This window comes from Ignavibacteriota bacterium, from assembly GCA_016707525.1.
Classification (GTDB): domain Bacteria; phylum Bacteroidota; class Ignavibacteria; order UBA10030; family UBA6906; genus JAGDMK01.
In genome coordinates, this window is the sequence record JADJHP010000001.1 from 128405 (window position 1) to 153949 (window position 25545).

19 protein-coding genes are annotated in these 25545 nt (G+C 61.9%); 16 read left to right on the forward strand and 3 right to left on the reverse strand.

The window, feature by feature from the left end; genetic code table 11:
* The first annotated feature begins 32 nt into the window (after nucleotides 1–32).
* The 8 genes from IPI01_00490 (at nucleotide 33) to IPI01_00525 (ending at nucleotide 11778) form a co-directional block, all read left to right on the forward strand.
* The gene (locus tag IPI01_00490) at nucleotides 33–1397 is read left to right on the forward strand and encodes a glycoside hydrolase family 28 protein (GenBank protein MBK7256310.1); all 1365 of its coding nucleotides are present in this window, start codon (nucleotides 33–35) and stop codon (nucleotides 1395–1397) included.
* A gap of 56 nt (nucleotides 1398–1453) precedes the next feature.
* Nucleotides 1454–1699, forward strand: a complete 246-nt coding sequence (locus IPI01_00495) for a hypothetical protein (protein MBK7256311.1) — start codon at nucleotides 1454–1456, stop codon at nucleotides 1697–1699.
* On the forward strand, nucleotides 1608–2594 hold the full coding sequence (locus IPI01_00500) for a DUF4861 family protein (protein MBK7256312.1): 987 nt from the start codon (nucleotides 1608–1610) through the stop codon (nucleotides 2592–2594). Before IPI01_00495 ends, IPI01_00500 begins: the two co-directional genes overlap by 92 nt.
* Nucleotides 2595–2790: 196 nt before the next feature.
* Nucleotides 2791–3045, forward strand: coding sequence for a hypothetical protein (locus tag IPI01_00505; GenBank protein MBK7256313.1), 255 nt, complete (start codon nucleotides 2791–2793; stop codon nucleotides 3043–3045).
* Between the two features lie 147 nt (nucleotides 3046–3192).
* Entirely contained in the window at nucleotides 3193–4257 is a 1065-nt protein-coding gene (locus tag IPI01_00510; protein MBK7256314.1) for a tetratricopeptide repeat protein, read from the forward strand.
* Between the two features lie 422 nt (nucleotides 4258–4679).
* On the forward strand, nucleotides 4680–5876 hold the full coding sequence (locus IPI01_00515) for a DUF2236 domain-containing protein (protein MBK7256315.1): 1197 nt from the start codon (nucleotides 4680–4682) through the stop codon (nucleotides 5874–5876).
* A 9-nt stretch (nucleotides 5877–5885) separates the two neighbouring features.
* Nucleotides 5886–6551: a hypothetical protein gene (locus IPI01_00520; protein ID MBK7256316.1), complete on the forward strand. Its 666-nt coding sequence runs from the start codon at nucleotides 5886–5888 to the stop codon at nucleotides 6549–6551.
* A 7-nt stretch (nucleotides 6552–6558) separates the two neighbouring features.
* Nucleotides 6559–11778: a SpoIIE family protein phosphatase gene (locus IPI01_00525; GenBank protein ID MBK7256317.1), complete on the forward strand. Its 5220-nt coding sequence runs from the start codon at nucleotides 6559–6561 to the stop codon at nucleotides 11776–11778.
* Here the strand turns inward: IPI01_00525 and IPI01_00530 are convergent.
* Nucleotides 11775–12173 carry a hypothetical protein gene (locus IPI01_00530; protein MBK7256318.1) on the reverse strand — a complete coding sequence of 133 codons (399 nt, stop codon included), beginning with the start codon at nucleotides 12171–12173 and terminating at the stop codon, nucleotides 11775–11777. The two genes, IPI01_00525 and IPI01_00530, sit on opposite strands and share 4 nt — an antisense overlap.
* 70 nt (nucleotides 12174–12243) lie before the next feature.
* Nucleotides 12244–12717, reverse strand: coding sequence for a transcriptional regulator (locus IPI01_00535; GenBank protein MBK7256319.1), 474 nt, complete (start codon nucleotides 12715–12717; stop codon nucleotides 12244–12246).
* A gap of 389 nt (nucleotides 12718–13106) precedes the next feature.
* On the opposite strand from IPI01_00535, the gene ilvD reads away from it, so the two are divergent.
* The 8 genes from ilvD (at nucleotide 13107) to ilvC (ending at nucleotide 23147) form a co-directional block, all read left to right on the forward strand.
* Nucleotides 13107–14795, forward strand: coding sequence for a dihydroxy-acid dehydratase (gene ilvD, locus IPI01_00540; protein MBK7256320.1), 1689 nt, complete (start codon nucleotides 13107–13109; stop codon nucleotides 14793–14795).
* 132 nt (nucleotides 14796–14927) lie between these two features.
* Nucleotides 14928–16682 (forward strand): biosynthetic-type acetolactate synthase large subunit, encoded by a 1755-nt coding sequence (ilvB, locus tag IPI01_00545; protein ID MBK7256321.1) that lies wholly within the window; start codon nucleotides 14928–14930, stop codon nucleotides 16680–16682.
* Nucleotides 16660–17208, forward strand: a complete 549-nt coding sequence (gene ilvN, locus IPI01_00550) for an acetolactate synthase small subunit (protein MBK7256322.1) — start codon at nucleotides 16660–16662, stop codon at nucleotides 17206–17208. Before ilvB ends, ilvN begins: the two co-directional genes overlap by 23 nt.
* A 52-nt stretch (nucleotides 17209–17260) precedes the next feature.
* Complete coding sequence (locus IPI01_00555) at nucleotides 17261–18817, forward strand: 2-isopropylmalate synthase (protein ID MBK7256323.1); 1557 nt, start codon at nucleotides 17261–17263, stop codon at nucleotides 18815–18817.
* Nucleotides 18814–20217, forward strand: coding sequence for a 3-isopropylmalate dehydratase large subunit (gene leuC / locus IPI01_00560; protein MBK7256324.1), 1404 nt, complete (start codon nucleotides 18814–18816; stop codon nucleotides 20215–20217). Before IPI01_00555 ends, leuC begins: the two co-directional genes overlap by 4 nt.
* A complete protein-coding gene (gene leuD / locus IPI01_00565; protein MBK7256325.1) occupies nucleotides 20214–20837 on the forward strand; it encodes a 3-isopropylmalate dehydratase small subunit in 624 nt (207 codons plus the stop codon). The genes leuC and leuD overlap by 4 nt, the downstream gene beginning before the upstream one ends.
* Nucleotides 20834–21913 carry a 3-isopropylmalate dehydrogenase gene (gene leuB / locus IPI01_00570; protein ID MBK7256326.1) on the forward strand — a complete coding sequence of 360 codons (1080 nt, stop codon included), beginning with the start codon at nucleotides 20834–20836 and terminating at the stop codon, nucleotides 21911–21913. Before leuD ends, leuB begins: the two co-directional genes overlap by 4 nt.
* A 58-nt stretch (nucleotides 21914–21971) precedes the next feature.
* Nucleotides 21972–23147 (forward strand): ketol-acid reductoisomerase, encoded by a 1176-nt coding sequence (gene ilvC, locus IPI01_00575; GenBank protein MBK7256327.1) that lies wholly within the window; start codon nucleotides 21972–21974, stop codon nucleotides 23145–23147.
* 116 nt (nucleotides 23148–23263) lie between these two features.
* On the opposite strand, the gene IPI01_00580 is transcribed toward ilvC, so the two are convergent.
* The gene (locus tag IPI01_00580) at nucleotides 23264–25510 is read right to left on the reverse strand and encodes a S9 family peptidase (protein ID MBK7256328.1); all 2247 of its coding nucleotides are present in this window, start codon (nucleotides 25508–25510) and stop codon (nucleotides 23264–23266) included.
* Nucleotides 25511–25545: the final 35 nt, after the last annotated feature.

Here is a 25545-nt window from a genome sequence, read left to right on the forward strand (position 1 = left end):
CCGCCTCCCTGCGCACTGCGGTCTGCCTCCTGGTGCTCCTGGCCACCTCCTCCCTGCACGCCCAATTCCATGGTGCCCCCTGGGACACCGCCGATGCGATCGTTGCGCGTGTGAAGGTTCCGGTGTTCAGCAAGCGCACCGTGGACATCACGCGGTATGGCGCGAAAGGCGACGGCTCCTCGGATTGTACCCGCGCGTTCGCGGATGCGATCGCTGCGTGCGCGAAGCGGGGCGGTGGCAGGGTGCTGGTACCGCGCGGCATCTTCCGTACCGGTCCGATCCAGCTCCGGAGCGGCATCGAACTTCATCTCCTCCGGGGTGCAACGGTCAGGTTCGATCCTGACCCCGCGAAATATCTCCCCGTCGTCCACACGCGCTGGGAAGGTGTGGAGGTCATGAACTACAGTCCCCTCATCTCTGCCGTCGGTGCGGTGAACGTTGCCGTGACGGGGAAGGGGACGCTTGATGGTGGCGGGAGTGATTCCACCTGGTGGCCATGGGCGGGCAAGTCCGAGTTTGGCTGGAAGGAAGGCCTTCCGAAGCAGAAGCCCGACAGGGATACCCTGATGGCCTGGGGACAAGCAGGTGTGCCTGTCGCAGACCGGGTCATGGGGGCAGGGCATTTCTTGCGGCCGAACTTCATCCAGATGTTCCGCTGCAGGAACGTCCTGATCAGCGGGGTCACGATCATCAATTCGCCGATGTGGGTGATCCATCCTCTCGAATGTACCGGGGTCACGGTGCGGGGCGTGCAGGTGCGCTCGCATGGTCCCAATAACGACGGGTGCGATCCGGAATCCAGCCGTGACGTTGTCATCCGCGGGTGCACATTCGATACCGGCGACGATTGTATCGCGATCAAGTCGGGGCGCAACAACGATGGGCGCCGGCTGAAGATGCCGAGTGAGAACCTGGTGATCCAGGATTGCATGTTCAAGGATGGGCACGGTGCGGTGACCATCGGTAGTGAGATCTCGGGGAATGTGCATGGCGTGTACGCGCGCCGGTGCAGCGTGGCAAGCCCCGTGCTCTGGAGCGTCTTGCGGCTCAAGACCAACGCTGCGCGCGGAGGGACGATCGAGCATGTGTATGTGAAGGATGTGGCCGTCAGGCTGGTCGGTCGGGCGGCGATCGAGATCGATCTCTTCTATGAAGAGGGGCGCAAGGGTGATTTCATTCCCACGGTGCGCTCTGTTTCCGTGGACCGGATGCGGGTGGCATCGTGCGAACGCGCGTTCAATATTGTGGGGTATCAGGACGCACCCATACGGTCGATCCGATTGACCGATTGCAGTTTCGAGGGTGTGAAGAAAGATCCGGCATTGAAGGACATCGTCGGATTTGACGTTGTCCGGACGGTCGTCAATGGGAAGGAGTTCCATCCGCCGGCAGAATGATCTCTCCGGACCCTCCCGTTCGTTTCACCAGGTGCAAACGTTCATCAAGGACACCCATGCGTACCCTGCTCATTGCGTTCCTCGCCATTTGTGCCGCCCTGGTGCAGGCGCAAACAGTCGTCGTCACGGTCAAGAACCCGGCACGGTTCAACCGCCAGCATGAACCGGTCACCGTGCCGCTCGACAAGCTCACGTCGCTGCCGGGCGCACATGATGCCGCACTCCTGCGGGTGCGGAAAGAAGGTCGGGAAGACGTCCCTTCCGGTCCAGGTCAGTGCAACGGATCTGCTGTTCCAGTGTGATCTGCCGGCCCGTGCGGCTGCGAAGTACGTGATCAGCGTGGCGCCCGTGCGTGAAGTCCCTCATCCATCCCTTGTCAGCGGACTGTTCGCCGTCCCACGCGAAGATTATGCGTGGGAGAATGACAGGATCGCGTTCCGGATGTACGGTCCCGCGATGGCAGCGGATGTGAACAACGGCGTCGATGTCTGGACGAAGCGTGTCCGCTATCCGATCGTTGCGAAATGGTACAAAGAGGCGGAGGGGAGTGCACCGGGAAAGGACACATACCATCAGGATCGCGGCGAAGGTGCGGACTACTTTTCCGTGGGCCGGTCGTTGGGCGCAGGTGGGTCCGGTCTCTGGATCGACGGGAAGCTGGTCCAACCGGGAGTCTTCACGTCGTGGAAGACCCTGGCCACCGGTCCCATCCGGATCTCCTTCGTGTTGACCTACACCTGGCGCCTGGGTGCTGATACGTTGCGTGAAGAGCGGACGATCTCTCTGGATGCTGGTGAGAACCTCAACCGGATCGAAGTGCGCTATATCGGCGCTCGCGGGATGGCTGCTGCCACCGTCGCAGCCGGGCTTGTCAAGCGTGCCGGGACGGTACCCACGAGCGACCTGAAGGAGTGCACACTGTCGCTCTGGGGTCCCACCACTGCCGATCCGGCCGCCGGCGAGCTTGGCACCGCCGTAGTATTCCCGGCCGGGACGTGCGCCGGAATCACGGAGGACAAGGACCAGTATCTCATGCTCGGAAGAGCAGGTGCCGGCGTCCCATTCGTCTATCATGCGGGAGCTGCGTGGACCGGCAATGGCGGGTTCAAGGGGAGTGGGGACTGGGTAGCGTATCTCCACACGTTCGTGCAGCGCATCGCTGTCCCCCTGGAAGTTACGGTCACGAAAGGTAAGTAAGAAAGGTCTCGTATGCGCCCCGGTAGACATGCCGGGGCGCACCTCTCCCCGTCACGCCCTCCCTCAGCCGGCGCATCCTCGCACCATCCCGTCGCTTCCCACCGCGTCCTGACCAGTTTCCTTCGTCGAAACCGTTCGCCGTGCGTACGATACAGGACCAGCCCAGTATCGTCCCAACTAGCACGGAGGTATGAACATGCCATTGACACATCGGCTCGTTTCCCGCAGACTGATCTTCTGTGGGATATGCTCCGCCTTCATCCTGGCTCAGGCCATCGGTGGAGTGAAGATCGCCATCACCACCGGTTCGGAAGATGCCCGCAAGGAGTTCCTCCGGGGCCGTGAGCTCTTCGAGAATCTCAAGCGGCAGGACGCCGCGCCGCACTTCAAGAAAGCCCTTGCGATCGATCCCTCGTTTGCGCTGGCTGCAGCGTACTATGCGCAATCGTAAGGGACGGCGCGGGGCTTCTTCGACAATCTTGCGCATGCCGGGGAACTTGCCCGGCATGTAACGGAAGGGGAGCGGTCGCTGATCCTTGGATGGCAGGCAGGTGCAGCCGGGCGCATCGCGGACCAGCGCACGCACTGGGAGCGTGCAGTGGCATTGTTCCCGGAGGATGAGCGGGCGCTCACGCTTCTCGGGATCCACTACTTCGGACAGCAGGAGTACCGCCAGGCCGCGGAGTATTTCAAGAAGGCGGTCAGTGTCAATCCCGCTTTCCCACAGGCCTATAATCAGCTCGGGTATGCGCAGCGATTCCTCGGCGACATGGCAGCGGCCGAGCATGCATTCCAGCGATACACGGAACTCATCCCCGACGACCCGAATCCGCACGATTCATACGCGGAGCTGTTGTTGAAGCTCGGGCGGTTCGATGACGCGGTTGCCACGTACCGGAAAGCGCTGGCCGTGGATCCCGGGTTCATCGCCTCGTATGTCGGCATTGCGGCGGCGCGCATGTATCAGGACCGTCCCGGGGACGCGCGGGGAGAAGTGGCAGCGATGTTGTCGCATGCACATGATAATGGTGACCGCCGGTTCGCGTATTTCGTGTCCACCCTGACCTATATCGAGGAGGGAAAGACGGAGGAGGCGATCGCAGAGATGAAGAAGGAGTATGCCATCGCCGAGAAGATGGGTGACGCGGCATCGATGGGGGCCGATCTTGGAACGATGGCAGCGATCCGCTATGAAGCAGGGCAGATCGACGAGGCAGAGCGCTTGTATGCGGAAGCGTTGAAGGCCGTGGAGGGGTCGGCGTTGAAGGAGGAGGTGAAATCGCTGACCCGGGTGGGGAACCGGTACAACAGGGCGATGATCGCTGCTGCGCGTGGAGAGTTCGGTCAGGCGCGCAAGGAGGCCGCGGATCTCCAGCGTGAGGCCGAAGGGCTGAGCAATGCCAACCTGGTGCGGCTCGCCCATGAGGCGAAGGGGAGGATCGCGCTCATGCAGAAAGAGTATGCCGTAGCGATCGCGGAGCTCCAGCAGGCGTCCGATCAGAACCCTTACAATCTGTACCGGCTCGGGATTGCTTCGCGTGCGCTGGGACGGGCGGAAGATGCGGGACGCTGGTTCGGTGCTGCGGGCAGATTCAACGGGCTGCCCTTGCTGAACTATGCGTTCATCCGGTCGGCGGCGCAGAAGGCCATCGCTGAAAAGTAGTTCTCCCCCTGGCCGGCCGGGGGGTGGGAGACCGGTGGTCTCTCTGCCGCCCGGCCGGTCCAACCTTTGCGTGTTCGTCCGGTCGTTTCATCCCTGAGATCTCTCCCTTCCGGGCACACCACATCCATTGTTCTCCGTCGCGCGTACTCTCCGGATCTCTGGATTTCGGGTTGACTCTTCACCCCGAATTCCCTACTATGCCACACCCGCAACCGATGTTCTTTGCGGGAAACTGACCCTGTTCTTCCACAGATGGTGTTTGTTCGCGTTGTCGCATACGGGCGCCCCCGAATGTACTGCCACGCCGCTCTCCCGGAGATCCGGGCCGACAGACCACGAACGTTGTCATTCCTATACCCCCTCCCCGGGGGATACTCGCAGCATTCCGTCCCTCCTTCCACATCCCAGGCAGGCCACACACCATGAGTACCCATCGTTGGAGTGGTACATTCCTCGATTCCCTGAAGCAGCAGAGCGATCCTCTTGCTGATGCCGCATTCGCGCGCATCGTGGCGGACGGTGAGCAGTCGCGCATCGGGCAGTTGTTTGCGGGCCTGGATACGAACAATGCGGTCCCCCCCGCCGATCTCTTTCCGCAGGCATCAGAGTTCATTGCAACCACGGGCCGGCTTCCGGCGTGGGTGGACCTCAAGCGGATCCAGGACGGCGAGGCAACATTCTGGAAGCATGCGTATGGTATCGCCCTCGTGTTGCTTGCGAAGTCACTCCCCGAGGGGTACGCTGCCCCCAATCTGGCGCGCGTGCTCAATATGTCGGGCGACCTGAGGACGCGGACGTACAAGCGTCTGCTTGCCACTCTGCAGCTGGTACTGAATGTCTCCTCGTGCACCGGCTTCACGCCGAACGGGCGTGCGATCATCAGCGCACAGAAATTGCGTCTCCTGCACTCGGGCACGCGCTTCATCGCACGGAGAACGATCACCGATTTCGAGGCGCGCTATGGCGTCCCGGTGAACCAGGAGGACATGCTGGGGACCATCCTCGGCTTCTCGCTGCTGGTGATCAATGGTCTACGAACGCTTGATGCGGGCTTGACCACAGAAGAGGAAGAGGATTTCCTGTACACGTGGAAGGTGTTCGGGATCATGATGGGTATCCATCCGCCCGGAGAGCCGGAGAACCCGGCCTACCTGCCGGATGATGTCGCCGATGCCGAGGAGTTCTATCGCCAGTACCGCCGCAGGCATTATGTCGGGCCGTCAGAGAACCGCGACGGTGTGCTGCTCGGGGCCGCGAATCTGGCGATGCTGACCGAGATGATCCCGCGCCCGCTGCGGTGGCTGGGATTCGGCATCGTGCCGCGGATCGTGATGCAGGACCTCATGGGTGCCGAAGCGTGCGGCCGGATCGGCATCGCCCCGGTGCGTGGCCACGTGTTCCTGAAGTGGTTGCTCTCGGCGGTGCACCGGATCCTGGCACCGAAGAAGAAGCCCACCCAGCACCGGCTCGCGAAGATCATCTTCGGCGACATGATCACCGGTGCGTATGGCGGGGCGGTGACATTCACGGTGCCCGCATCACTCGATGATCTGCGGCACATGGTTGATCCGTCCCGCCCGGCGCAGGCCGCCCACCCATCGTCCATCCAACGCTCATAAGGACCGTCCATGTTCGCACACCTCCTGAACTTGAACGACTACACCGTACTGGAGCAGGTGCTCTTTGCGGGGGGATGCTATGTCTGGGTGGTCGTCTACGCGATCTACATCAAGAACATCCATCAGAAGAAGTGCATCGGGATGCCGGCATTCGCTGCGGCAGGGAACATCGCATGGGAATTCGTCTGGGGATGGGTCCCGCCGACCACGGACATGGGTTTGCTCCTTGTGTGGGCATACCGCATCTGGTTCATCTTTGACCTCTACATCTTCTACGGCGTGATCCGGTATGGCGCGGACCAGGTCATGACCCCGGTGCTCAAACAATACTTCCGCCCGCTCATCGTGCTCACGGCCTTGAGTTGGGGAGTGATCTTCTACTTCTTCAAGGCCGAAGGATTCGACACGCCGATCGGCGCGACCTCGGCGTACATCGCGCAGATCTTCATTTCCGTGCTCTACGTGCTCCTGCTTCTCCGCCATCCCCGTTATGTGTGGTTCTCGGCGCCGGTCGCGTGGCTGAAGATGATCGGGACCGGGACGAACACGGTCTTCATGCTGATCCACTACGACATTCATTTGCTGCACACCCTTGCGATCTTGTGTCTGATCATCGATAACGTGTACATCGTGTTGTTCTATCGTGCGAGGGCACGACATTCCATTGAAGGATAAGACACACATGCCTGTTTTTACTCCCGGCTATTCGATCCTGGAGGAGATCTATGAAGGTACGCGTACGCGTGTTCTCCGTGCGGTCCGCACTGCAGATGGAACACCCGTCATCCTGAAGCGGCTGAAGACGATGCCCTCCATGTACGGGGATGTCCTCCGGCTCCAGCACGAAGACCGCATGCTCCGCCGTCTCTCGTCGCCGTGCGTCATCGGCGTCCTGGGAATGGCCGAGGGTGCGGAGGAGCCGGCCCTGGTGCTGGAAGACTTCGGGGCTTTGTCGCTGGCAGAGATCCACCAGCATTCCCGTATGGATATCACCCGTATCCTTCAGGTTGCACTTCAGGTGGCCCGCGCGTTGGGAGACATCCATGCGGCAGGGATCGTGCATCGCGACATCAACCCCGCCAACATCGTGATGCACGTGGCGACAGGGAAGGTGAAGGTGATCGATTTCGGGATCGCTTCCACGTTGAAGGCCGAAGAAGCACAGCGTGGCAACCCGAACCTGCTTGAAGGAACGCTGGCGTACATCTCACCGGAACAGACCGGGCGCATGAACCGGTCCGTGGATTACCGGACGGATTTCTATTCGCTGGGGATCACACTGTATGAGCTGCTGATCGGGTGGCGCCCGTTCCAGTCGGATGATGCCCTCGCGTTGGTCCACCAGCATCTCGCACGGGCCGTGCCGGTGCCGCATGAACTGAATGCAGACATCCCGTCGCCGTTGTCCGGGATCGTGATGAAACTCGTCGAAAAGGCTGCGGAGGATCGATACCAGACAGCCGATGGACTTGTGGCGGACCTGCAGAGGTGCCTCCAGCAGTGGAAGCAGGAGGGGCGCATCGATGCGTTCGACCTCGGGTCCGCGGATGCGTCCGACCGGCTGCTGGTCCCTGCACGCCTGTACGGAAGAGACGCGGAGCGCGCGGTCCTGTTGGACGGTTTCACGCGATGCGCGGGAGGTGCGAGCGTCTTGTGCCTGCTCAAAGGGGAAGAAGGCGTTGGGAAGTCGAGGCTCGTCCAGGAACTCTACCCAGCCGTTGTTGAGCATCAAGGTCTCTTCGTGGCGGGCCGTGTTGATCCGCTGAAACGCGACGTTCCCTTTGCGGCACTGGTCGAGGCCTTTGGCGAGCTCGTGCGCTACGTGCTGGCTTCTTCCGAAACCGAGATCCTGGACTGGCGCCTGTCGATCCTGCATGCGGCGGGGGACAATGCCCGCATCCTGACCGACCTGGTTCCGGAAATGGAAATGCTGCTGGGTTCTCAGTCGCCCGTGCAGGACCTTCCGCCTGTGGAGGCGCAGAATCGCTTTCGTGGGGTCATCCTGGATTTTCTTCACGTCGTTGGCCGGCCGGGCCGGCCGTTCGTCCTGTTCCTGGATGACCTCCAGTGGGCCGATCAGTCCACCCTCGACCTGCTGGGGCACCTCCTGGTGGATGCCCGGCCCCGCGCGCTCATGCTCGTTGCTGCTGTGCGCACCGGCGATCCTGAAACGGCAGGTCTTCTGGAACGGATGCAGGAGTCCGCAGATCATGCCGGCATCATCCCGATCACCTGCAGCCTGGGAGCACTCGATGAACGGGATCTGACGCTGATGTTGTCGGAAACCCTCGGTTGCGACGCATCGGAGAGTACTCAGCTTGCCCGGTTGGTTCATGTGCGCACCGGTGGCAACCCGCACTTCGTGAATCTCTTCCTGACCTCGCTGTACGAGAATGGGAATCTCCGGCGTGATCGTGTGACACGGCGGTGGGGGTGGGATGTGCAGCGATTGCAGGAGACGACCGTCACGGAGAACGTTGCGCGCCATCTCACGCAGGGTCTCCGTGTGTTATCCGTTGACTCGCAGGCATTGCTGGCGGCGGCGGCGTGTGAGGGGAGCGTCTTCAGTCTCGATATCATCGCCGGGGTGTCCGGCCGATCGCTTGAAGAAGCGAATGATCTGCTCTGGCCCGTGCTGCGGGACGGACTTATCGTTCCCGTCGGAGGGGAATACCGCTACGTGCGGTCGGCTCACGAGGACGCACCACTGGTCCGGAACGTGCCCGAGCACTTCGCTGATGTGCGGTATCGGTTCTCTCATGACCGGGTCAGAGAGGCCGCGCTCGGTTTGGTGACGGACATGGAGCGGGCGCGGATCCATCTCACGATCGGCATGCTCCTTCTTCAGAGAACATCCGACGTGGGGGAAAGCGACAGGCTCTTTGAGATCGCGGCCCACCTGAACCATGGCGAGCAAGCGGACCGCGGCGTCCAGGCGGCACTGACGCGCAGGCGCTTGAACATCCTTGCGGGTAAGCGTGCCCGGGGATCGTCCGCCTTCGCTTCCGCGCACACGTTCTATGCGAATGCCGTGCGGTCCATTGTCGATGCCGAATGGGAAACGGATACCGATGTGGTGCAGGAAGTCTATACGGCAGCTGCGGTATGTGCCTATGCAACCGGGAAGTTCGCCGAAGCGGAGGCATACTTTGCAGCGATCCTTGAGATGGTCCGGTCTCCGCTGAAACGGGCTCGTATTCACCGGGCCCGGGTGGATTTCTACATCCATGCATCCCGGCGGGAGGACGCGATCAGAGCGGCGATGGAGGGATTGCGCCTTGTGGGCGTTTCGTTGCCACGGGATCCGGGTCCGGCCGCGGTGGCGGCGAAGATCATGAATGCCCGGCTCCGGCTCATCGGGCGCACTCCCGACGAGTTGTTCGATGCACCACTGATGAAGAAGGAAGAACCCCGGATCGCACTCGGGATCCTGATCTCCCTGATGAACATCGCCTATTCCGAGAGCCCGGAGTTCTCGGGCTACGTCGTGGGTACCATGATGAACCTGACGCTCCGGTACGGGAACAGCGACGAGTCGGCGTACGCCTATGCGATCTACGGACTGTTCGTCGGCGCGGGATTCGGGGACTACCGAAGGGCGCGGGAATTCGGCGAGCTGAGTCTGCGGTTGATCGACCGGGCACACAGCCCCTTCCTCCGCGGCCGCTGCTATTTCCTCATGGCGTGCCTGCTGAATCACTGGCGACAGCCTTTCCGGACCAATCACCGGTACCTTGATGAATGCTATACAAGCGCGATGGGGTCGGGCGATCTTCACTATGCATCCTATGCGCTCACCCAGCGGACCATGCTGGCGGTCATCGGTGGGGCATCGCTGGAGACGGTGGCTACCGGTGCGGAGGAGTACGGACGGTTCACCAGCGCCATCCAGTATGAGGATATCACCCCCTACTTCGTCTGCGCGCAACACTATTGCCGTGCCCTGCGCGGCGAGACCTCCCATCCTCTTGCGTTTGGCTCCCCGGAATGGAATGAAGAAGAGTACGTCCACTGGCTCGAGCAGTCGAGTTTCGCACCGGCCCGGACGTGGTACTGGATATTGAAACTCCATGTCGCCGTCCTCTGCCGTTCCTATCAGGAGGCGACGGAGATCGCAGAACGGATGCAGGCCATTCTCTACGCGATGACCGGGCAGGTGATCGAGCCGGACTACTGGCTGTATACCGCCCTGGCGATCGCCGGGTTGCCGGCAAGCCAGCGCAACGGTCAGCGGGTTCGGCTCTTCCGGAAAGCCCGCAAACGTCTTGCGATGTGGGCAGCCGGGGCGCCGGAGAACTTCCTTTCCCGGTCACTTCTCGTTCAGGCCGAGTCGTTCCGGTTGAGCGGCGATCCTGCCCGGGCCGCGCGGTGCTACGAAAAGGCAGCGGTGACCGCGGAGGAACACGGGTTTCCGCAGCTTGTCGCTCTCGCCGCCGAGAACGCTGCCTATCTTCACCGGGAAGAGGGGCACGGCGTCCTCGCTGACGCTTACCGGGAACGTGCGCGCGCCGCGTATGCGCGGTGGGGAGCGCGATCCAAAGCACTCACGCTTACGGGACATGAGAACAGCGTGCCGAGGTCGACCCGCAGCGGAACCACGGTGGGGACCACAACGATCGAGACGGGCCAGGAGTCGCTTGACCTTACAACGGTGCTGAAAGCCTCTCAGGCGATCTCAGGGGAGATCGTCCTCCAACGCGCATTGGAACGGCTGCTCAAGGTCGTCATGGAGAACGCCGGAGCGAGCCGTGGCCTCTACGTGCGCGTGGATGGCACTGTGCTCGTGCCCGAGGCAGAAGGATTTGCCGGAGGTGCCATGCGCGTGCGCGCGGGCGGGTTGGAACACGAGGTCCTGTATGCAGGGTCGGTAGCGCGCTTCGTGGCGCGCACCGGGGAGGCCGTGACGTTACAGAAGGACGTCGCTGATATGCGTTTCGCGGGGGATGGGTATCTGAGAGAGCATCATCCGTTATCGTTGCTCTGCATGCCTGTTGTGCACCATGGTGCCGTGCAGGGGCTTCTGTACCTCGAGAATGATCAGGTCCGGGGTTCGTTCAGTGCCGACCGCCGTGAGTTGTTGCATTTGTTGACCGGGCAGATCGCCATCTCTCTGGAGAATGCGCGTCTGGTTGAGACAGAGAAGGACCTTGCCAGGATCCAGGAGCAGGTCCGGCTTGCTGCGCGGATCCAGAGCGATCTTCTGCCGCACCACGCACCACAGGTGGAGGGGTATCTTCTGGCGGGGCGGAATATTCCGGCTCAGGAAGTGGGAGGAGACTACTTCGATTTTCTGGAAACGGGAGGGGGATCGTATGCGGTGTGTGTCGGGGATGTGTCCGGCAAAGGACTCCCGGCGTCGCTCCTGATGGCGAACCTGCAGGCCACATTGCGGGGACAGGTCCTGGCCTCGGTGTCACCGGGTGCATGCCTGGGACGCGCCAACACCCTGCTGCACCGGAGCACGAGCCCCAAGAAATTTGCGACACTCATCCTGGGCGTCCTCGATCCGCAGGGGCACACGTTCGAGTATGCGAATGCCGGCCAGGAGCATCCGTTCGTGGTGCGGGCCGATGGCAACGATGCGGTCCTTTCCTCGGGTGGGCCGCCGCTCGCGATGCTGGAGTGGTTCGACTACACCAGTGAGTCCTATCAGCTTGCGCCCGGGGATGCCATCGTCATATACACGGATGGGATACCGGAGGCGATGGACCCGGAGGGTGTCATGTTCGGACACGACCGGCTGCACGCGTTACTGAGCAGCATGCGTGGAGCAGCGCCGGAGGTCATGCTGGAGAGGATTCTGGCTGCCATCGCCGCGCATACGCGCGGTGCAGCGCGGTCAGATGATATCACGATCGTGATCGTGCAACGGCAGCCGGAACACGAGCGGCGGTCCCCCTAGCGGTTGGCGAACAGGAGGGCGATCAGAATGCCAAGCCCTATCGCACCGAGGATGGCGATGGGGATCACGTATTCGGGTATCCCATAGGTCGTCCGGTAGGCATCGTAGCCGAGCATGGCATCGTTCGAGCGCCTCTCGGTGCGGCGCTTCAGGCGGATGCGACTGTCGTCGAATTTCTCGATCAATTCCCAGCCTGCGCGCGCCTCTTCTTCGAGCAGCCGGCGCACTTTCTCCGGATCCCTGAAGCTGCCGAACATGGAACGGACGATCTTGAACTCCCACCCATGAACGTCATCGGTCGTGTAGCCGGTCATATCTTCTTCCTCCTGTTGTTCACGGCGGCGTTTGGCTGCGGCTGCCGCGCCTGCGGCAGCACCCGAGAATGGGGTGGACATGGGACCTCCAGCACCTTCGTTGTACACATGGATGACCAGGAGTGCGGTTTGCGCTTGTGCGCGGTGACGGTTATCGCGTGCTCCTGCTCAACTCGTTCCAATCCTGTTCGAACTTCGCCTGATGGATGATGAGCCGGTTGTAGAACACATCCATCACGCGCAGGTTCTCTTTCCAGCGGGCGACATCCTTCGATCGGACCCCTTCGAGTTCATCCAGGAATTTCTGTGCCATCTCGGCGTTTCTCCTGACGGCCACAACGCTGTCGCGGAAGACACTGATGAACAGGTCCGGGTCGGCGATGTAATAATCCTTCCGGCTCACCGGGCCGTCGGCCTTTTTGATGTAGCCAAGGGATTGCAGGCGGCGTGTCGTTTCGGACATGAGGCCCTTACTGCGATTCAATTGCGCGGCGATCTCGTCGAGAGAGAGCGGGCTCGGACTTGACAAGAGCAGTCCGATGATGAGTCCGTGCAGACGTTTGAATCCGGAGGAGACGGCGAGATTGCCGAAGGCGGTCACGAAGCTCTGCTGGCGGGTATCCATAGGGAGAGTCTCTGAAGAATTGGAACGTTCAGAAAATATTAAACATACAGAATATGAAAGTCAATGGCGTGTTGACTCTGATTTCACTTGACATGGGGTACGATTTTCCTATATTTATTAACACATACACGCCATGGACACTACCCGCCATATCGACACTTCCCATGCTCGCCACTCCTGGAGCAGCGGCGGTCGTCCGTCCATTTTCGTGAGCACTTTTCTGCTTCTACTGGGTAACCTGCTAGCTCTGGGTCTTATTCTGTAGCCCGGACGCCAGAGGTCGACCAGCACACACCGCCCACGCTCCACTGATACCAACGGTCTTGCACGGTCCGCCTCTGGCAGACGGTAGATGCATGTGTTTTGCCTAACCAAGAGGATGATGAGCAATGACAACACCCGGACAGACACCCCGCAAGAGCGAGACGATCACCAGGGGGGTGGAACGTTCCCCCAATCGTGCGATGCTCCGTGCCGTCGGCTTCCACGATGATGATTTCTCCAAGCCGATCGTCGGCGTTGCCAACGGGTACAGTACCCTGACGCCGTGCAACGTCGGGCTCAATGAGCTGGCGAACCGGGCACAGGATGCCCTTCGCCAGGCGGGGACCATGCCGCAGGTCTTCGGCACGATCACGGTGAGCGATGGGATCTACATGGGCACGGAGGGGATGAAGCTCTCTCTCGTGTCGCGTGAGGTGATCGCCGATGCGATCGAAACGGTCTGTCGCGCGCAGTGCATGGATGGTGTGCTGGCACTGGGCGGATGCGACAAGAACATGCCGGGTGCCATGATCGCATTCGCGCGTTTGAACATCCCCGCTATCTTTGTGTATGGCGGCACCATCAAGCCCGGTCACCTCCATGGCCGCGACCTGACCATCGTGAGTGCGTTTGAGGCGGTAGGGCAGTACAGTGCGCACAAGATCGATGAGAAAGAGCTCATGGATGTCGAACGCCACGCCTGTCCGGGTGCGGGCGCGTGCGGTGGCATGTACACCGCAAATACGATGTCGTCCGTGATCGAGGTGATGGGGTTCTCGTTGCCGTATAGCTCCACGATGGCCGCGGAGGATGCCGAGAAGGCCGAAAGCACCGCCGCGTCCGCGACCGCGCTTGCCCGTGCGATCGAGAAGCAGATCCTTCCGCGTCAGCTCCTGACCCGCACATCGTTTGAAAATGCCATTGCCGTGGTCATGGCGCTCGGCGGATCGACGAACGCCGTCCTCCACCTCCTTGCCATTGCCCATGCCGCGGATGTTCCCCTCACGATTGATGATTTCGAGGTGATCAGGAAACGCGTGCCGGTCCTGTGCGATCTGAAGCCTTCCGGTCGCTTTGTGGTCACGGAGTTCCACAAGGCGGGGGGTGTGCCGATGGTGGAGCGGATGCTCCTTGACCGCGGGCTCCTCCACGGCGACTGCCTTACCATCACCGGTCAGACCGTTGCAGAGATCCTCGCGAAGGTGCCGTCGGCGCCGCCGGCGGGGCAGGAGGTGATCCATCAGTGGTCCGATCCGATGTACACCCAGGGGCACCTTGCCATCCTTCGTGGGAACCTTGCCACGGAAGGGGCGGTGGCCAAGATCACCGGCGTGAAATCCCCGAAGATCACGGGGCCCGCCCGTGTGTTCGACTCTGAAGAGGCTTGCCTTGCGGCGATCCTCGATGGAAGAGTGACGAAAGGGGATGTGGTGGTCGTGCGCTATGAAGGCCCGCGTGGCGGTCCGGGCATGCGGGAGATGCTCGCACCGACATCGGCGATCATCGGTGCCGGGCTCGGCGATGCCGTGGGCCTGATCACGGATGGACGGTTCTCGGGTGGGACCTACGGCCTTGTCGTGGGGCATGTTGCCCCGGAAGCAGCGGTCGGCGGGACCATCGCTCTGGTGAACGAGAATGACAGTATCACCATCGATGCAACGACGCTCGAGCTGACCGTTCATGTGTCCGAGGGAGAACTTGCGAAGCGTCGTGCGGCATGGCAGGCACCCGCACCGCGGTACCAGCGCGGTGTGCTTGCAAAGTACGCCCGGCTTGTGACCACCAGCAGCAAGGGTGCGGTCACGGACCTGTAGCGTCAGGGCAGTGCCCCGGCCGCGATGAGGGCCGGGACCAGAGGTCGGATGAGACAGTTCACTACTCACGAGAGGAGAGGAAGGATGACGCCACAGACACGCAACGAAGCGAAGCCTGCGCCGGGTACGATCATGAACGGTGCGGAGATCTTCGTCCGGTCCCTGATCGAGGAGAAGGTGGAGGTCGTGTTCGGCTATCCCGGCGGCGCCACGATCGGTGTGTACGACGCGCTTCACGACATCTCCGACATCAAGCACGTGTTGACGCGCCATGAGCAGGGTGCGACCCATGCCGGGGAAGGCTATGCCAAAGCGACGGGGAAGCCCGGTGTTGTCCTGGTGACCTCCGGTCCCGGTGCGACGAACACGGTGACGGGCATCGCCGATGCCTATATGGATTCGATCCCGTTGGTGGTGTTCACCGGACAGGTGGCCTTGCACCTGATCGGCAACGATGCGTTCCAGGAAGCTGACATCGCGGGCATCACGCGTCCGATCACGAAGCACAATTATATCGTGCGCGACGTGAGTGAGCTTGCACGCACGATCAAGGAGGCTTTCTACATCGCCACCAGCGGGCGTCCGGGCCCCGTGCTGGTCGACCTCCCGAAGGATGTCATGGCGCAGAAAGCCCCGTTCCACTATCCGACGTCCGTCTCGCTCCGGAGCTACAATCCGATCGTGGAGGGGCATGATAAGCAGATCCGCAAGGCCGCGGGGGTCATCAACAACTCCGTGCGCCCGGTCCTGTACGTCGGCGGCGGCGTGATCCAGTCGGGCGCTTCGGACGAGCTCACGGCCTTTGCCCGGAAGCTGAACTGCCCGGTGACCACCACGCTCCATGGACTGGGTGCCTTTCCGGAATCGGATCCGCTCGCCATGGGGATGCTGGGGATGCACGGTACGTGGTTTTCGAACATGGCGGTGCATGAGTCCGACTGCCTGATCGCGGTCGGCGCGCGATTTGACGACCGCGTGACGGGAAAGGTGGAGGAGTTCGCTCCGCAAGCGACCATCATTCACATCGACATCGATCCTGCAGCGATCTCCAAGAACGTGCGCGTCGATGTGCCTATCGTGGGCGATGTGAAGAACGTGCTGAGGGGGTTGATGGATCACGTCCATCCCCTGCAGACCGCGGCGTGGTGCGAAACGATCAGCGCCTGGCAGGAGGAGCATCCTCTCCGGTATCAGGCGGGTTCCGAGCTTCGCGCCCAGCACGTCTTCCGGAGGCTCGGTGAGCTCACGGGCGGTAACGCGGTGATCGTCACCGACGTTGGCCAGCATCAGATGTGGGGGGCGCAGTTCTTCACCTGGATGCACACCCGCACGCACATCACTTCCGGCGGCCTCGGGACCATGGGGTTCTCGTTGCCTGCGGCGATGGGTGCTGCCTTCGGGCGGAACGATCTGCCGGTGATCTCCATCAGCGGCGACGGCGGGTTCCAGATGAATTCGCAGGAACTGACAACGATCGTGCAGCACAAGCTTCCCGTGAAAGTGTTCGTCATCAACAACGGATTCCTCGGGATGGTGCGCCAGTGGCAGGAATTGTTCTGGCGCCGCCGGTACTCGCATGTGGAAATGGCCAGCCCGAATTTTGTCAAGCTTGCCGACGCCCATGGATGTCCGGCCTTGCGAGCCACCACCCCCGAGGAGGCGGATGCGGCGCTGGAACGCGCCCTGGCCTACAATGAAGGGCCGATCTTCGTCGAATTCGTGGTCGCCCAGGAAGACAACGTGTACCCGATGATCCCCGCGGGGCAGACGGTCAATGAGATGCTGGATATCCCTGCCGTTCCTGGCAACGGTGCCACCACGGTCCAATATAAAGGCGCGCGAGCATTCGCCGGAAAGGAATCCCATGTCCCAGCCCCCGTCCGCTAATTCCCGCCGGCAGACCACCACACCATCGGTCCCGCGCAGGCAGCATACGATCTCCATCCTGGTGGAGAACAAGTTCGGTGCGTTCAACCGCATCTCCGGATTGTTCGCCGCCAAGGGGTACAACATCGACAGTCTCACCGTCGGGCCCACCGAGGATGAGAGCGTCTCCCGCATGACGGTCGTGACCGAGGGGGACGATCCGATCATCGAGCAGATCACGAAGCAGCTCCACAAGCTCATCGACACGATCAAGGTGGTGGACCTCACCTACGACAGTTTCGTGGACCGTGAGCTCGTGCTGATCAAGGTGGCAACGACCGCGGACACGCGTTCGGAGATCATGCAGATCGCCGAGATCTTCCGCGCCAAGGTGGTGGACATCAGTGTGAAGACACTCACCCTGGAAGCCACGGGAAGCCGGCTGAAGGTCGATGCGTTCATCAAGATGCTGAAGCCGTTCGCGATCAAAGAGATCGCGCGCACCGGCCGTGTCGCGATGAAGCGCGAGTTCCAGGGAGATGTGTGACGCACGAACGTCGATGGACCATGCACGAGCGATGTCATTGAAAGGTAGGACCATGAGCGAGGACAAGGTATTCATATTCGATACGACGCTCCGCGACGGTGAGCAGAGCCCGGGATGCAGCATGAATCTGGGGGAGAAGCTCCGGATGGCGGCACAGCTCGAGCAATTGCACGTGGACGTGATCGAGGCAGGATTCCCCATCGCGTCGGTGGGGGACTTTGAGGCCGTGCGCGAGATCGCGGGTGTCGTTCAGACCGCCGCGGTGGCGGGGTTATGCCGCGCGGTCGCGGGCGATATCGACCGGGCGTGGGAAGCGTTGTCGCATGCCCGCAGGCCACGCATTCATACGTTCATTGCCACGTCGGAGATCCACCTTGCCCATAAGCTCCGCAGGTCGCATGCACAGGTGCTGAAGGATGTGGATGTGGCGGTACGCCATGCGCGCTCGCTCTGTCCTGAGATCGAGTTCTCGTGCGAGGATGCGTCCCGGAGCGATATCGGGTTCCTGGCCGAGGTCGTCGCGGCGGCCATCGCTGCGGGCGCAACCGTCATCAATCTTCCCGATACGGTGGGGTATGCGGTCCCCGAGGAGTATGGGAACATGTTCCGTGATATCCGTGCCCGTGTGGCAGGGATAGAGAAGGTGATCCTGAGCACGCACTGCCATAACGATCTGGGACTTGCCGTGGCGAACTCCCTGGCCGCGCTTCAGAACGGGGCCCGGCAGATCGAGTGCACGGTGAACGGGATCGGTGAACGGGCAGGCAATGCCGCGCTCGAAGAGATCGTGATGGCGCTGAAGACCCGTGGTGAATACCTCGGCGTGGAGTCGGGCGTGGTGAGTGAAGAACTGCTGCGGTCCAGCCGCCTGCTCAGCAGCCTGACCGGCATGATGGTGCAGCGGAACAAGGCCATTGTCGGCGCGAATGCCTTCGCGCATGAGGCCGGCATCCATCAGGACGGCATGCTGAAGAGCGCGATCACGTACGAGATCATGACCCCGCAATCGGTGGGCATCAAACACAGTACGCTGGTCCTCGGCAAACATTCGGGCCGGCATGCGCTGAAGCAGCGGTATGCCGATCTGGGATACACGCTGGCCCCGGATGAGCTGGAGCGTGCGTACAAAGAGTTCACCGCGATCGCCGATCAGAAGAAAGAGGTCTTCGATGAGGAGCTTGTCGCGATCCTGGATGACCGGCCGGTGGAACTCGATTCGTACTATCATCTGGAGAATCTGCATGTGAGCAGCGGAACCGGCGTGCGGCCGACAGCCACCGTGGAACTCCGCCGCGGCGAAGCGCGCATGGTCGACTCGGCGACGGGCGACGGGCCGGTGGACGCCGCGTACCGGGCGATCGAGCGGGTGACCGGCATTGCCGGCACACTGACGGAATACTCGGTGAAGTCCGTGAGCTATGGACATGACACCGTCGGCGAGGCGTTCGTCCGCGTGGAATTCGACGGCGTACTGTTCAACGGTCGCGCGGTGAGCACGGACGTCATCACGGGGAGCGTGAAGGCGTACATCGAGGCTCTGAACCGGTCGCAGGCGTCCCTGACACGGAAAAAAGAACAGGCAAAAGTTGAGATGGAGGCCACTGCGTGAGTACGGCAACAGCACCACGAACACTGTTTGAGAAGATCTGGGACACCCACGTGGTAGCCTCGGAACCCGGCGCCCCGACGTTGATCTATATCGATCTCCAGTTGGTCCATGAGGTGACCTCGCCGCAGGCCTTCACGGGCCTCCGGAGACGGGGCCTCACCGTACGCCGTCCCGAGCGTACCGTGGCAACCGTCGATCACAGCATCCCGACGCTCGCCAATGCGGTGCCCGACGCGCTCGCCGCTGCACAGATCGCGACGCTTGAGAAGAACGCTACGGAATCGGGCATCCGGCTCTTCGGATCGAAGAGCCACGATGGGGGTGTCGTGCACGTCCTCGGACCCGAGCAGGGGTTCACGAGGCCGGGGATGACCATCGTGTGTGGCGACAGCCACACATCGACCCATGGTGCGTTCGGTGCGCTGGCATTCGGGATCGGGACGAGCGAGGTGGAGCATGTGCTTGCCACGCAGTGCCTGCTGCAGCAGCGCCCCAGGACGGCAGAAGTGCGGATCGAGGGGAAACTGCAGAAGGGTGTCACGGCAAAGGATGTGATCCTCGCGCTTCTTGCGAAGATCGGCGTCGGCGGCGGAACGGGATACGTCTTTGAATACACCGGTTCAACGGTCCGCAACTTCACCATGGAAGAGCGGATGACCCTGTGCAATATGTCGATCGAAGGCGGTGCCCGGGCAGGCATGGTCGCTCCGGATGAAGTCACGTTCGCGTATCTTGCGGAACGTGGCATCGACAAGGCCGAACTGGAGGCCAGCGTACCACTCTGGCGTGCATTGCTCACCGATCCGGGTGCGCAGTACGATCATACGATCTCGCTGGATGTGAGTGAACTGGCCCCGATGGTCACTTTTGGTACGAACCCCGGTATGGGCGTGCAGGTGACCGGGCGGATCCCGGATCCCGAACAGGTGGCGGATGCATCAGGAAAGAGTACTCTGAAGAATGCGTTGCACTATATGGGGCTTACGGCCGGTCAGGCGGTGCTGGGGCAGCCGATCCAGGTGGTGTTCATCGGGAGCTGCACCAATGGGCGCATCTCCGACCTGCGGGCTGCCGCGTCGGTCCTGAAGGGCCGTTCCGTCGCGAAGGGTGTCAGGATGCTTGTTGTTCCGGGTTCCCGTGCTGTGAAGCGGCAGGCGGAAGCCGAGGGCCTGGACCGCATCTTCCGTGAAGCCGGTGCTGAATGGCGTGAACCCGGATGTTCGATGTGCATCGCGATGAACGGCGATGAAGTGGCGGCCGGTCAGTATGCCGTGAGCACGAGCAACCGCAACTTCGAAGGCAGGCAGGGCAGGGGAAGCCGGACATTCCTTGCGTCGCCGCTCACCGCGGCCGCGTCCGCCGTCACAGGAACATTGACCGATGTAAGGAGTATGGCATGAGTACCACTGCACACACCGCAGGGGCCGGAAGCTTCCGGCCGATCACATCGATCGTGGCCTCTGTGCCTGCGGACAATATCGACACCGACCAGATCATTCCTGCCCGCTTCCTGAAGATCACCGACAGTGCGGGGCTCGGCGAGCATGCGTTCGAGGATTTCCGGAGGAACCCGGATGGATCGCCGCGGGCCGACTTCGCATTGAACCGTCCGGACCGTACCGGCGCCGCGATCCTGATCGCCGGCGACAACTTCGGATGCGGCTCGTCGCGTGAGCACGCTCCGTGGGCGCTCAAGGGCGCCGGGATCCGCGTGGTCGTCAGCACCTCATTCGCTGATATCTTCCGCGGCAACGCACTGAAGAACGGGATCCTTCCGATAGCCCTGAGCGCGGCGGATTGCGCCTCATTGCATGCCCTCGGGTCAAGCGATGCGAAGGTTACCGCAGACCTGGAAGCGCAGACGATCACCTGGCCGGGAGGCGCAGCATCGTTCCGGATCGACCCGTTCGCACGCACCTGTCTGCTGCAGGGTGTCGATGAACTCGGGTACATTCTCAAGCACGAACCGGCCATCACCGCGTTCGAACAGGCGCGCGTGGCAGCAGGAGGCAAGGCATGAACGCGCATATCGTTGTTCTGCCGGGCGACGGCATCGGACCCGAGATCATCCGTGAAGCGGTGAAGGTGCTGAACACCATCGCCTCATTGTATGGACATGTGTTCACCTTCACCGAGTACGCGTTCGGCGGAGCGTCGATAGACGCGTACGGGGTGCCTGCGACCGAGGAGATGTTGAAGGCATGTGCCTCCTCGTCGGCGGTGCTCCTGGGTGCCGTGGGCGGGCCGAAGTGGGACAATGTGAAGCCCGAGATCCGTGCGGAGACCGGGCTCCTCGCGCTCAGGAAGCATCTGGGGGTGTTCGCGAATCTGCGCCCTGTGGCGCCTCATCCATCGCTGACCGAGGCTTCGCCGCTGAAGTCGGAGCTCCTTGCGGGGGTGAATATGCTTGTGGTGCGGGAGCTGACCGGCGGCCTGTACTTTGGCAAGCCGAAGGAGACCCGCATGGTCAAAGGCGTCGAGCATGCGGTGGACACCCTGGAATATTCCGCGCCCGAGGTCGAGCGCGTCGTGCGGCTTGCCTTCACGCTCGCGAGGAACCGGAAGCGAAAGGTGACATCGGTGGACAAAGCCAACGTGCTGGAGAGCTCTCGCCTCTGGCGGAAGGTTGCCGGCCAGGTCGCGAAGGACTTTCCGGATGTGGCGTTCGAGAACATGCTTGTGGATTCAACAGCGATGCGCCTTGTCACTGCGCCGGCGTCGTTCGATGTCGTGGTCACGGAGAACATGTTCGGCGACATCCTGACGGATGAAGCGGCGGTCATTGCCGGCTCCCTCGGGTTGCTGCCGTCAGCATCGATCGGTGCCGGAGGCCCCGGACTGTACGAACCGATCCACGGGTCGGCCCCCGACATCGCAGGGAAGGGCATCGCCAATCCCGTTGGCACGATCCTCAGCGCTGCGCTGTTGTTGCGGCATTCGTTGGGGCTCGAAGCGGAGGCCGGGTGCATCGAAGATGCGGTCAACGTCACGCTGGACAGGGGCATCCTCACGCCCGATCTGGGCGGGAAGGCCTCGACGCGTGACGTTGCGGAGAGTATCCTCGAAGTGATCCAGAAGAGCGTAGCACAGGTTTGAAGACGGCCACACGGGCCGGAGATCGTTTACCCTTACACCATCAAAAGGAGTTACAGCAATGGCAATCATGGACTTCGGCGGCGTGCAGGAAGAGGTCGTCACCCGTGAAGAAATGCCTCTGGCACGCGCACGACAGGTTCTGAAGAATGAGGTGGTGGGCATCCTGGGCTATGGCCCTCAGGGGCAGGGACAGGGCATGAACCTGCGCGACAACGGGATCAAGGTCATCATCGGGCAGAGGAAGGGCGGCCGTGGCTGGAAGGATGCGATCGCGGATGGCTGGGTGCCGGGGAAGAATCTGTTCGAGACGATCGAGGAGGTCGCTTCGCGGGCCACGGTGATCGAATACCTCCTGTCGGATGCCGGACAGAAGGAGCAGTGGCCGAAGCTTGCCTCGTGCCTGCGCGAAGGCCAGGCGCTCAGCTTTTCCCACGGCTTCTCCGTGGTGTTCCGCGAGCAGACCGGCGTGGTGCCGCCTCCGTCGGTGGATGTGGTCCTTGTGGCACCGAAAGGTGCCGGGCGGACGGTGCGCGCGAACTTCCTCGCCGGCAGCGGCATCAATTCCAGCTTCGCCGTTCATCAGGATGCCACGGGCCGTGCGCGTGAACGCGTCATTGCGCTCGGCATCGCGATCGGCTCCGGTTACCTGTTCCCGACGACGTTTGAGAACGAGGTCTACAGCGACCTGACCGGCGAGCGGGGTGTTTTGCTGGGTGCGATCGCCGGGATGATGAAGGCGCAGTACGATGTGCTGCGTGCCATGGGACATTCACCGAGCGAAGCGTTCAATGAGACCGTGGAGGAATCCACCCAGAGCCTCTACCCCCTGATGGGGAAGAATGGCGTGGACTGGATGATCGGCGCCTGCAGCACGACGGCGCAGCGCGGTGCCCTCGACTGGGCGAAGAAGTTCGAAGCTGCGACGCGGCCTGTGATGGAAGAGCTGTACAGGAGCGTGAGGACCGGTGCGGAGGCAAAACGCACGCTGGATACCTGTGGTGCGGCCGACTATCGCGAGAAGCTCGAGAGTGAGCTGGACGAGTGGCGCACGATGGAGATGTGGAAAGCCGGCGCTACGGTCCGCTCGCTGCGGCCGGAGAACTGGGCAGGAAAGAAGGTGGCCAAGGCCCCGGCACGGAAGGCGCCGAAGAAGAGCGCAAAGAAGGGCGTAGCGAAAAAGAAGGCGGCGCCAAAGCAGGTAAAGAAGGCCGCAAAGAAGAAGGGGAAGCGCTGAGGGTTTTGTCGTACGGTTCCACAAAAGCACGGCGGGGATGAGAGCTTCTCTCATCCCCGCTTCTGTTCCATCCTCCTGCCTTCATCCTCCTGCCGGGCTGTCCGCTGCCTCGTTCCCTACGGCCTTCTGCGCATCGACGCCACGTCCAGAGTCTTGAAGAGTTCCTCCGGGAACGGTTTCCGTATCAGGTGTTCATAGTAGAAGCGATAGGTGTCGGTGCGGAGGTGGATCGCCTTGGCCCCTCCCCATCCGTGCCGCCCGCCGGGGTAGAGCATCAGTTCGAATTCCTTGTTCATGTCTTCCAGTGTGTCCACAAGCTGGATCGTGTTCTGCATGTGCACGTTGTCGTCCGAAGTTCCATGAACGAGGCGCATGACGCCGTGATACTTGTGTGCGTGGGTCATCACGGATGCCTCGCGGTATCCTTCCGGATTCTCGGCCGGAGTATCCATATACCGCTCCGTGTAGTGGGAGTCGTACAGTTGCCAGTCGGTCACGGAGTACTCGGCGATCCCGTGCGTGAAGTAGCCGGCACCGGCGGTGAGGGCGAGTGCGGTCACATATCCACCGTAACTCCCTCCGGTGATGCAGATGCGCGTGCTGTCCACCCATGGCTGGGCGCGGAGCCATGCGACAGTCGCAATGTAGTCATACATTTCCCACGTGCCCAGCTTCCGATGCATGAGCGCCGCACCGGCCTTTCCGAAATGGCCGGATCCGCGGTGGTCGACCGACAATTGGATCACTCCTTCACGCGCGAGCCACTGTCCGCCCATCGACTTCCATCCATCGAACACCGATCCGGCGTTCGGGCCGCCATAGACGCTGATCAGAACCGGATACCGTCGTGATGGATCGAAATCGAACGGACGCGTGATCACCGCCGGGAGTGCATACCCGTCCGGCGTGGTAATGGTCGTCATCGAGGGGAGGGCAAGTTCGTATGTGTCGAAGGCGTCGGTCTTGCTCGTGCCGAGTTCGCGGAGCAGTGTGCCGTCGCCCCGGAGCAATGCCAGTCGGGGAGGTTCGCTGACCGACGAGTACTGTGTCGTGAAGAAACTCCCGCGAGGGGAGACCTTCACCGTGTGCGTGTATTCGCCGAAGGTCAGGCGGCGCAATTTCTTGCCGTCCAGCCGGACGCTGTAGAGGTCCGTCCTTGTTGATGCTTCTTTCCGGGCGGTGAAGAATACTGTCCTGTTCACCTGATCGATGGCTTCCACACCCGTCACGGCCCAGGGGCCGTCCGTCAGTTGGGTACGGAGGGCACCGGACATGCTGTGAAGATAGAGGTGGGGCCAGCCATTGCGATCACTCTGCACGATGAAACCGGTGTTGTCGTCGAGGAAATGGATGGATTCGAACCAGTCCACCCAGGAGTTCTGATGTTCGATCAACACCCGCGTTGCAGTTCCTTTCCGGGGATCGACACCGAAGATCACCAGGGAATCCTGTTGCCGGTTCATCCATTGAATGAACACCGCTTTGCTGTCCGGTGTCCAGCAGACCGGTCCGAAGTACTGATCTCTGGTCTCATCAAGGTCGGCCCAGACGACGGTCGCCGAACCGACTGCGGCGATGCCGATGCGCACGCGCGGGTTCGGATCTCCTGCTTTGGGGTACCGTGTGTGCTCGATGCTTCCATGCACTCCGTCCGCGACGAAGATCGGGAATTCCGGCACCAATGATTCGTCGAATCGGTAGAAGGCGATGGAGCGGCCATCGGGGGCCCACCAGAATGCGCGGTACTGGCTCGCGCGGCCGAGGATCTCTTCATAGTACAGCCACGCCGCCCAGCCATTGTAGATGAGTTCGGCGCCGTCGGACGTGTAGCGGGTCTCCCTGCCGGTCGCGATCTCCACGCTGAAGAGGTCATGCTCCCGGGTGAAGGCGACATGTTTGCCGTCGGGGGAGATGATGGGTGTCTGCTCCTTTTCGTGCCCCGAGGTGAGCCTCGTGCGTTGTCGTGCGCGTGTGTCGAGACAGAAAAGGTCGTTCGAGGAATTGTAGATATAGACCCCCAGGGACGGGACGGAGGTCACATGGGAACCGGGTTCGATATCGGTGCCGAGGACGCTGGCGAATTCCTGAAGGTCCGGACCCGGCTGTTCGGATCCCGAGGCTGCATCAACGAGGACGGTGGCCGGTCGCGGGACTGCAGGTGGTCGCCGGGCCTCAAGATAGTGTGCGTCATCCGCCCAGCCTGAGACCGTGGGCAATGGGCGGGTGAGGCGAGGTTCAGCATTCTTGAATATCTGTGCGAACGACGGGCGTTCCCCCGGGGTTCCGCTGATCATCGCTGAGGGAAGAGTGAGAAGGGCGCACAGGATGACTCCTGCGCGCCGGAGGGTATCGGTCGAATTCATGCGGTGGTCCGGATTGACTGATGATCGGTGAAAAG

Bases quoted from the DNA above. Each gene is read 5' to 3' on its own strand.
- IPI01_00495 (MBK7256311.1), top strand. From the start codon at position 1,454: ATGCGTACCCTGCTCATTGCGTTCCTCGCCATTTGTGCCGCCCTGGTG.
- IPI01_00505 (MBK7256313.1), top strand. From the start codon at position 2,791: ATGCCATTGACACATCGGCTCGTTTCCCGCAGACTGATCTTCTGTGGG.
- IPI01_00500 (MBK7256312.1), top strand. From the start codon at position 1,608: ATGATGCCGCACTCCTGCGGGTGCGGAAAGAAGGTCGGGAAGACGTCC.
- ilvN (MBK7256322.1), top strand. From the start codon at position 16,660: ATGTCCCAGCCCCCGTCCGCTAATTCCCGCCGGCAGACCACCACACCA.
- IPI01_00520 (MBK7256316.1), top strand. From the start codon at position 5,886: ATGTTCGCACACCTCCTGAACTTGAACGACTACACCGTACTGGAGCAG.
- leuB (MBK7256326.1), top strand. From the start codon at position 20,834: ATGAACGCGCATATCGTTGTTCTGCCGGGCGACGGCATCGGACCCGAG.
- IPI01_00525 (MBK7256317.1), top strand. From the start codon at position 6,559: ATGCCTGTTTTTACTCCCGGCTATTCGATCCTGGAGGAGATCTATGAA.
- IPI01_00555 (MBK7256323.1), top strand. From the start codon at position 17,261: ATGAGCGAGGACAAGGTATTCATATTCGATACGACGCTCCGCGACGGT.
- leuD (MBK7256325.1), top strand. From the start codon at position 20,214: ATGAGTACCACTGCACACACCGCAGGGGCCGGAAGCTTCCGGCCGATC.
- IPI01_00580 (MBK7256328.1), bottom strand. From the start codon at position 25,510: ATGAATTCGACCGATACCCTCCGGCGCGCAGGAGTCATCCTGTGCGCC.
- ilvC (MBK7256327.1), top strand. From the start codon at position 21,972: ATGGCAATCATGGACTTCGGCGGCGTGCAGGAAGAGGTCGTCACCCGT.
- IPI01_00535 (MBK7256319.1), bottom strand. From the start codon at position 12,717: ATGGATACCCGCCAGCAGAGCTTCGTGACCGCCTTCGGCAATCTCGCC.
- IPI01_00530 (MBK7256318.1), bottom strand. From the start codon at position 12,173: ATGTCCACCCCATTCTCGGGTGCTGCCGCAGGCGCGGCAGCCGCAGCC.
- ilvD (MBK7256320.1), top strand. From the start codon at position 13,107: ATGACAACACCCGGACAGACACCCCGCAAGAGCGAGACGATCACCAGG.
- ilvB (MBK7256321.1), top strand. From the start codon at position 14,928: ATGAACGGTGCGGAGATCTTCGTCCGGTCCCTGATCGAGGAGAAGGTG.
- IPI01_00515 (MBK7256315.1), top strand. From the start codon at position 4,680: ATGAGTACCCATCGTTGGAGTGGTACATTCCTCGATTCCCTGAAGCAG.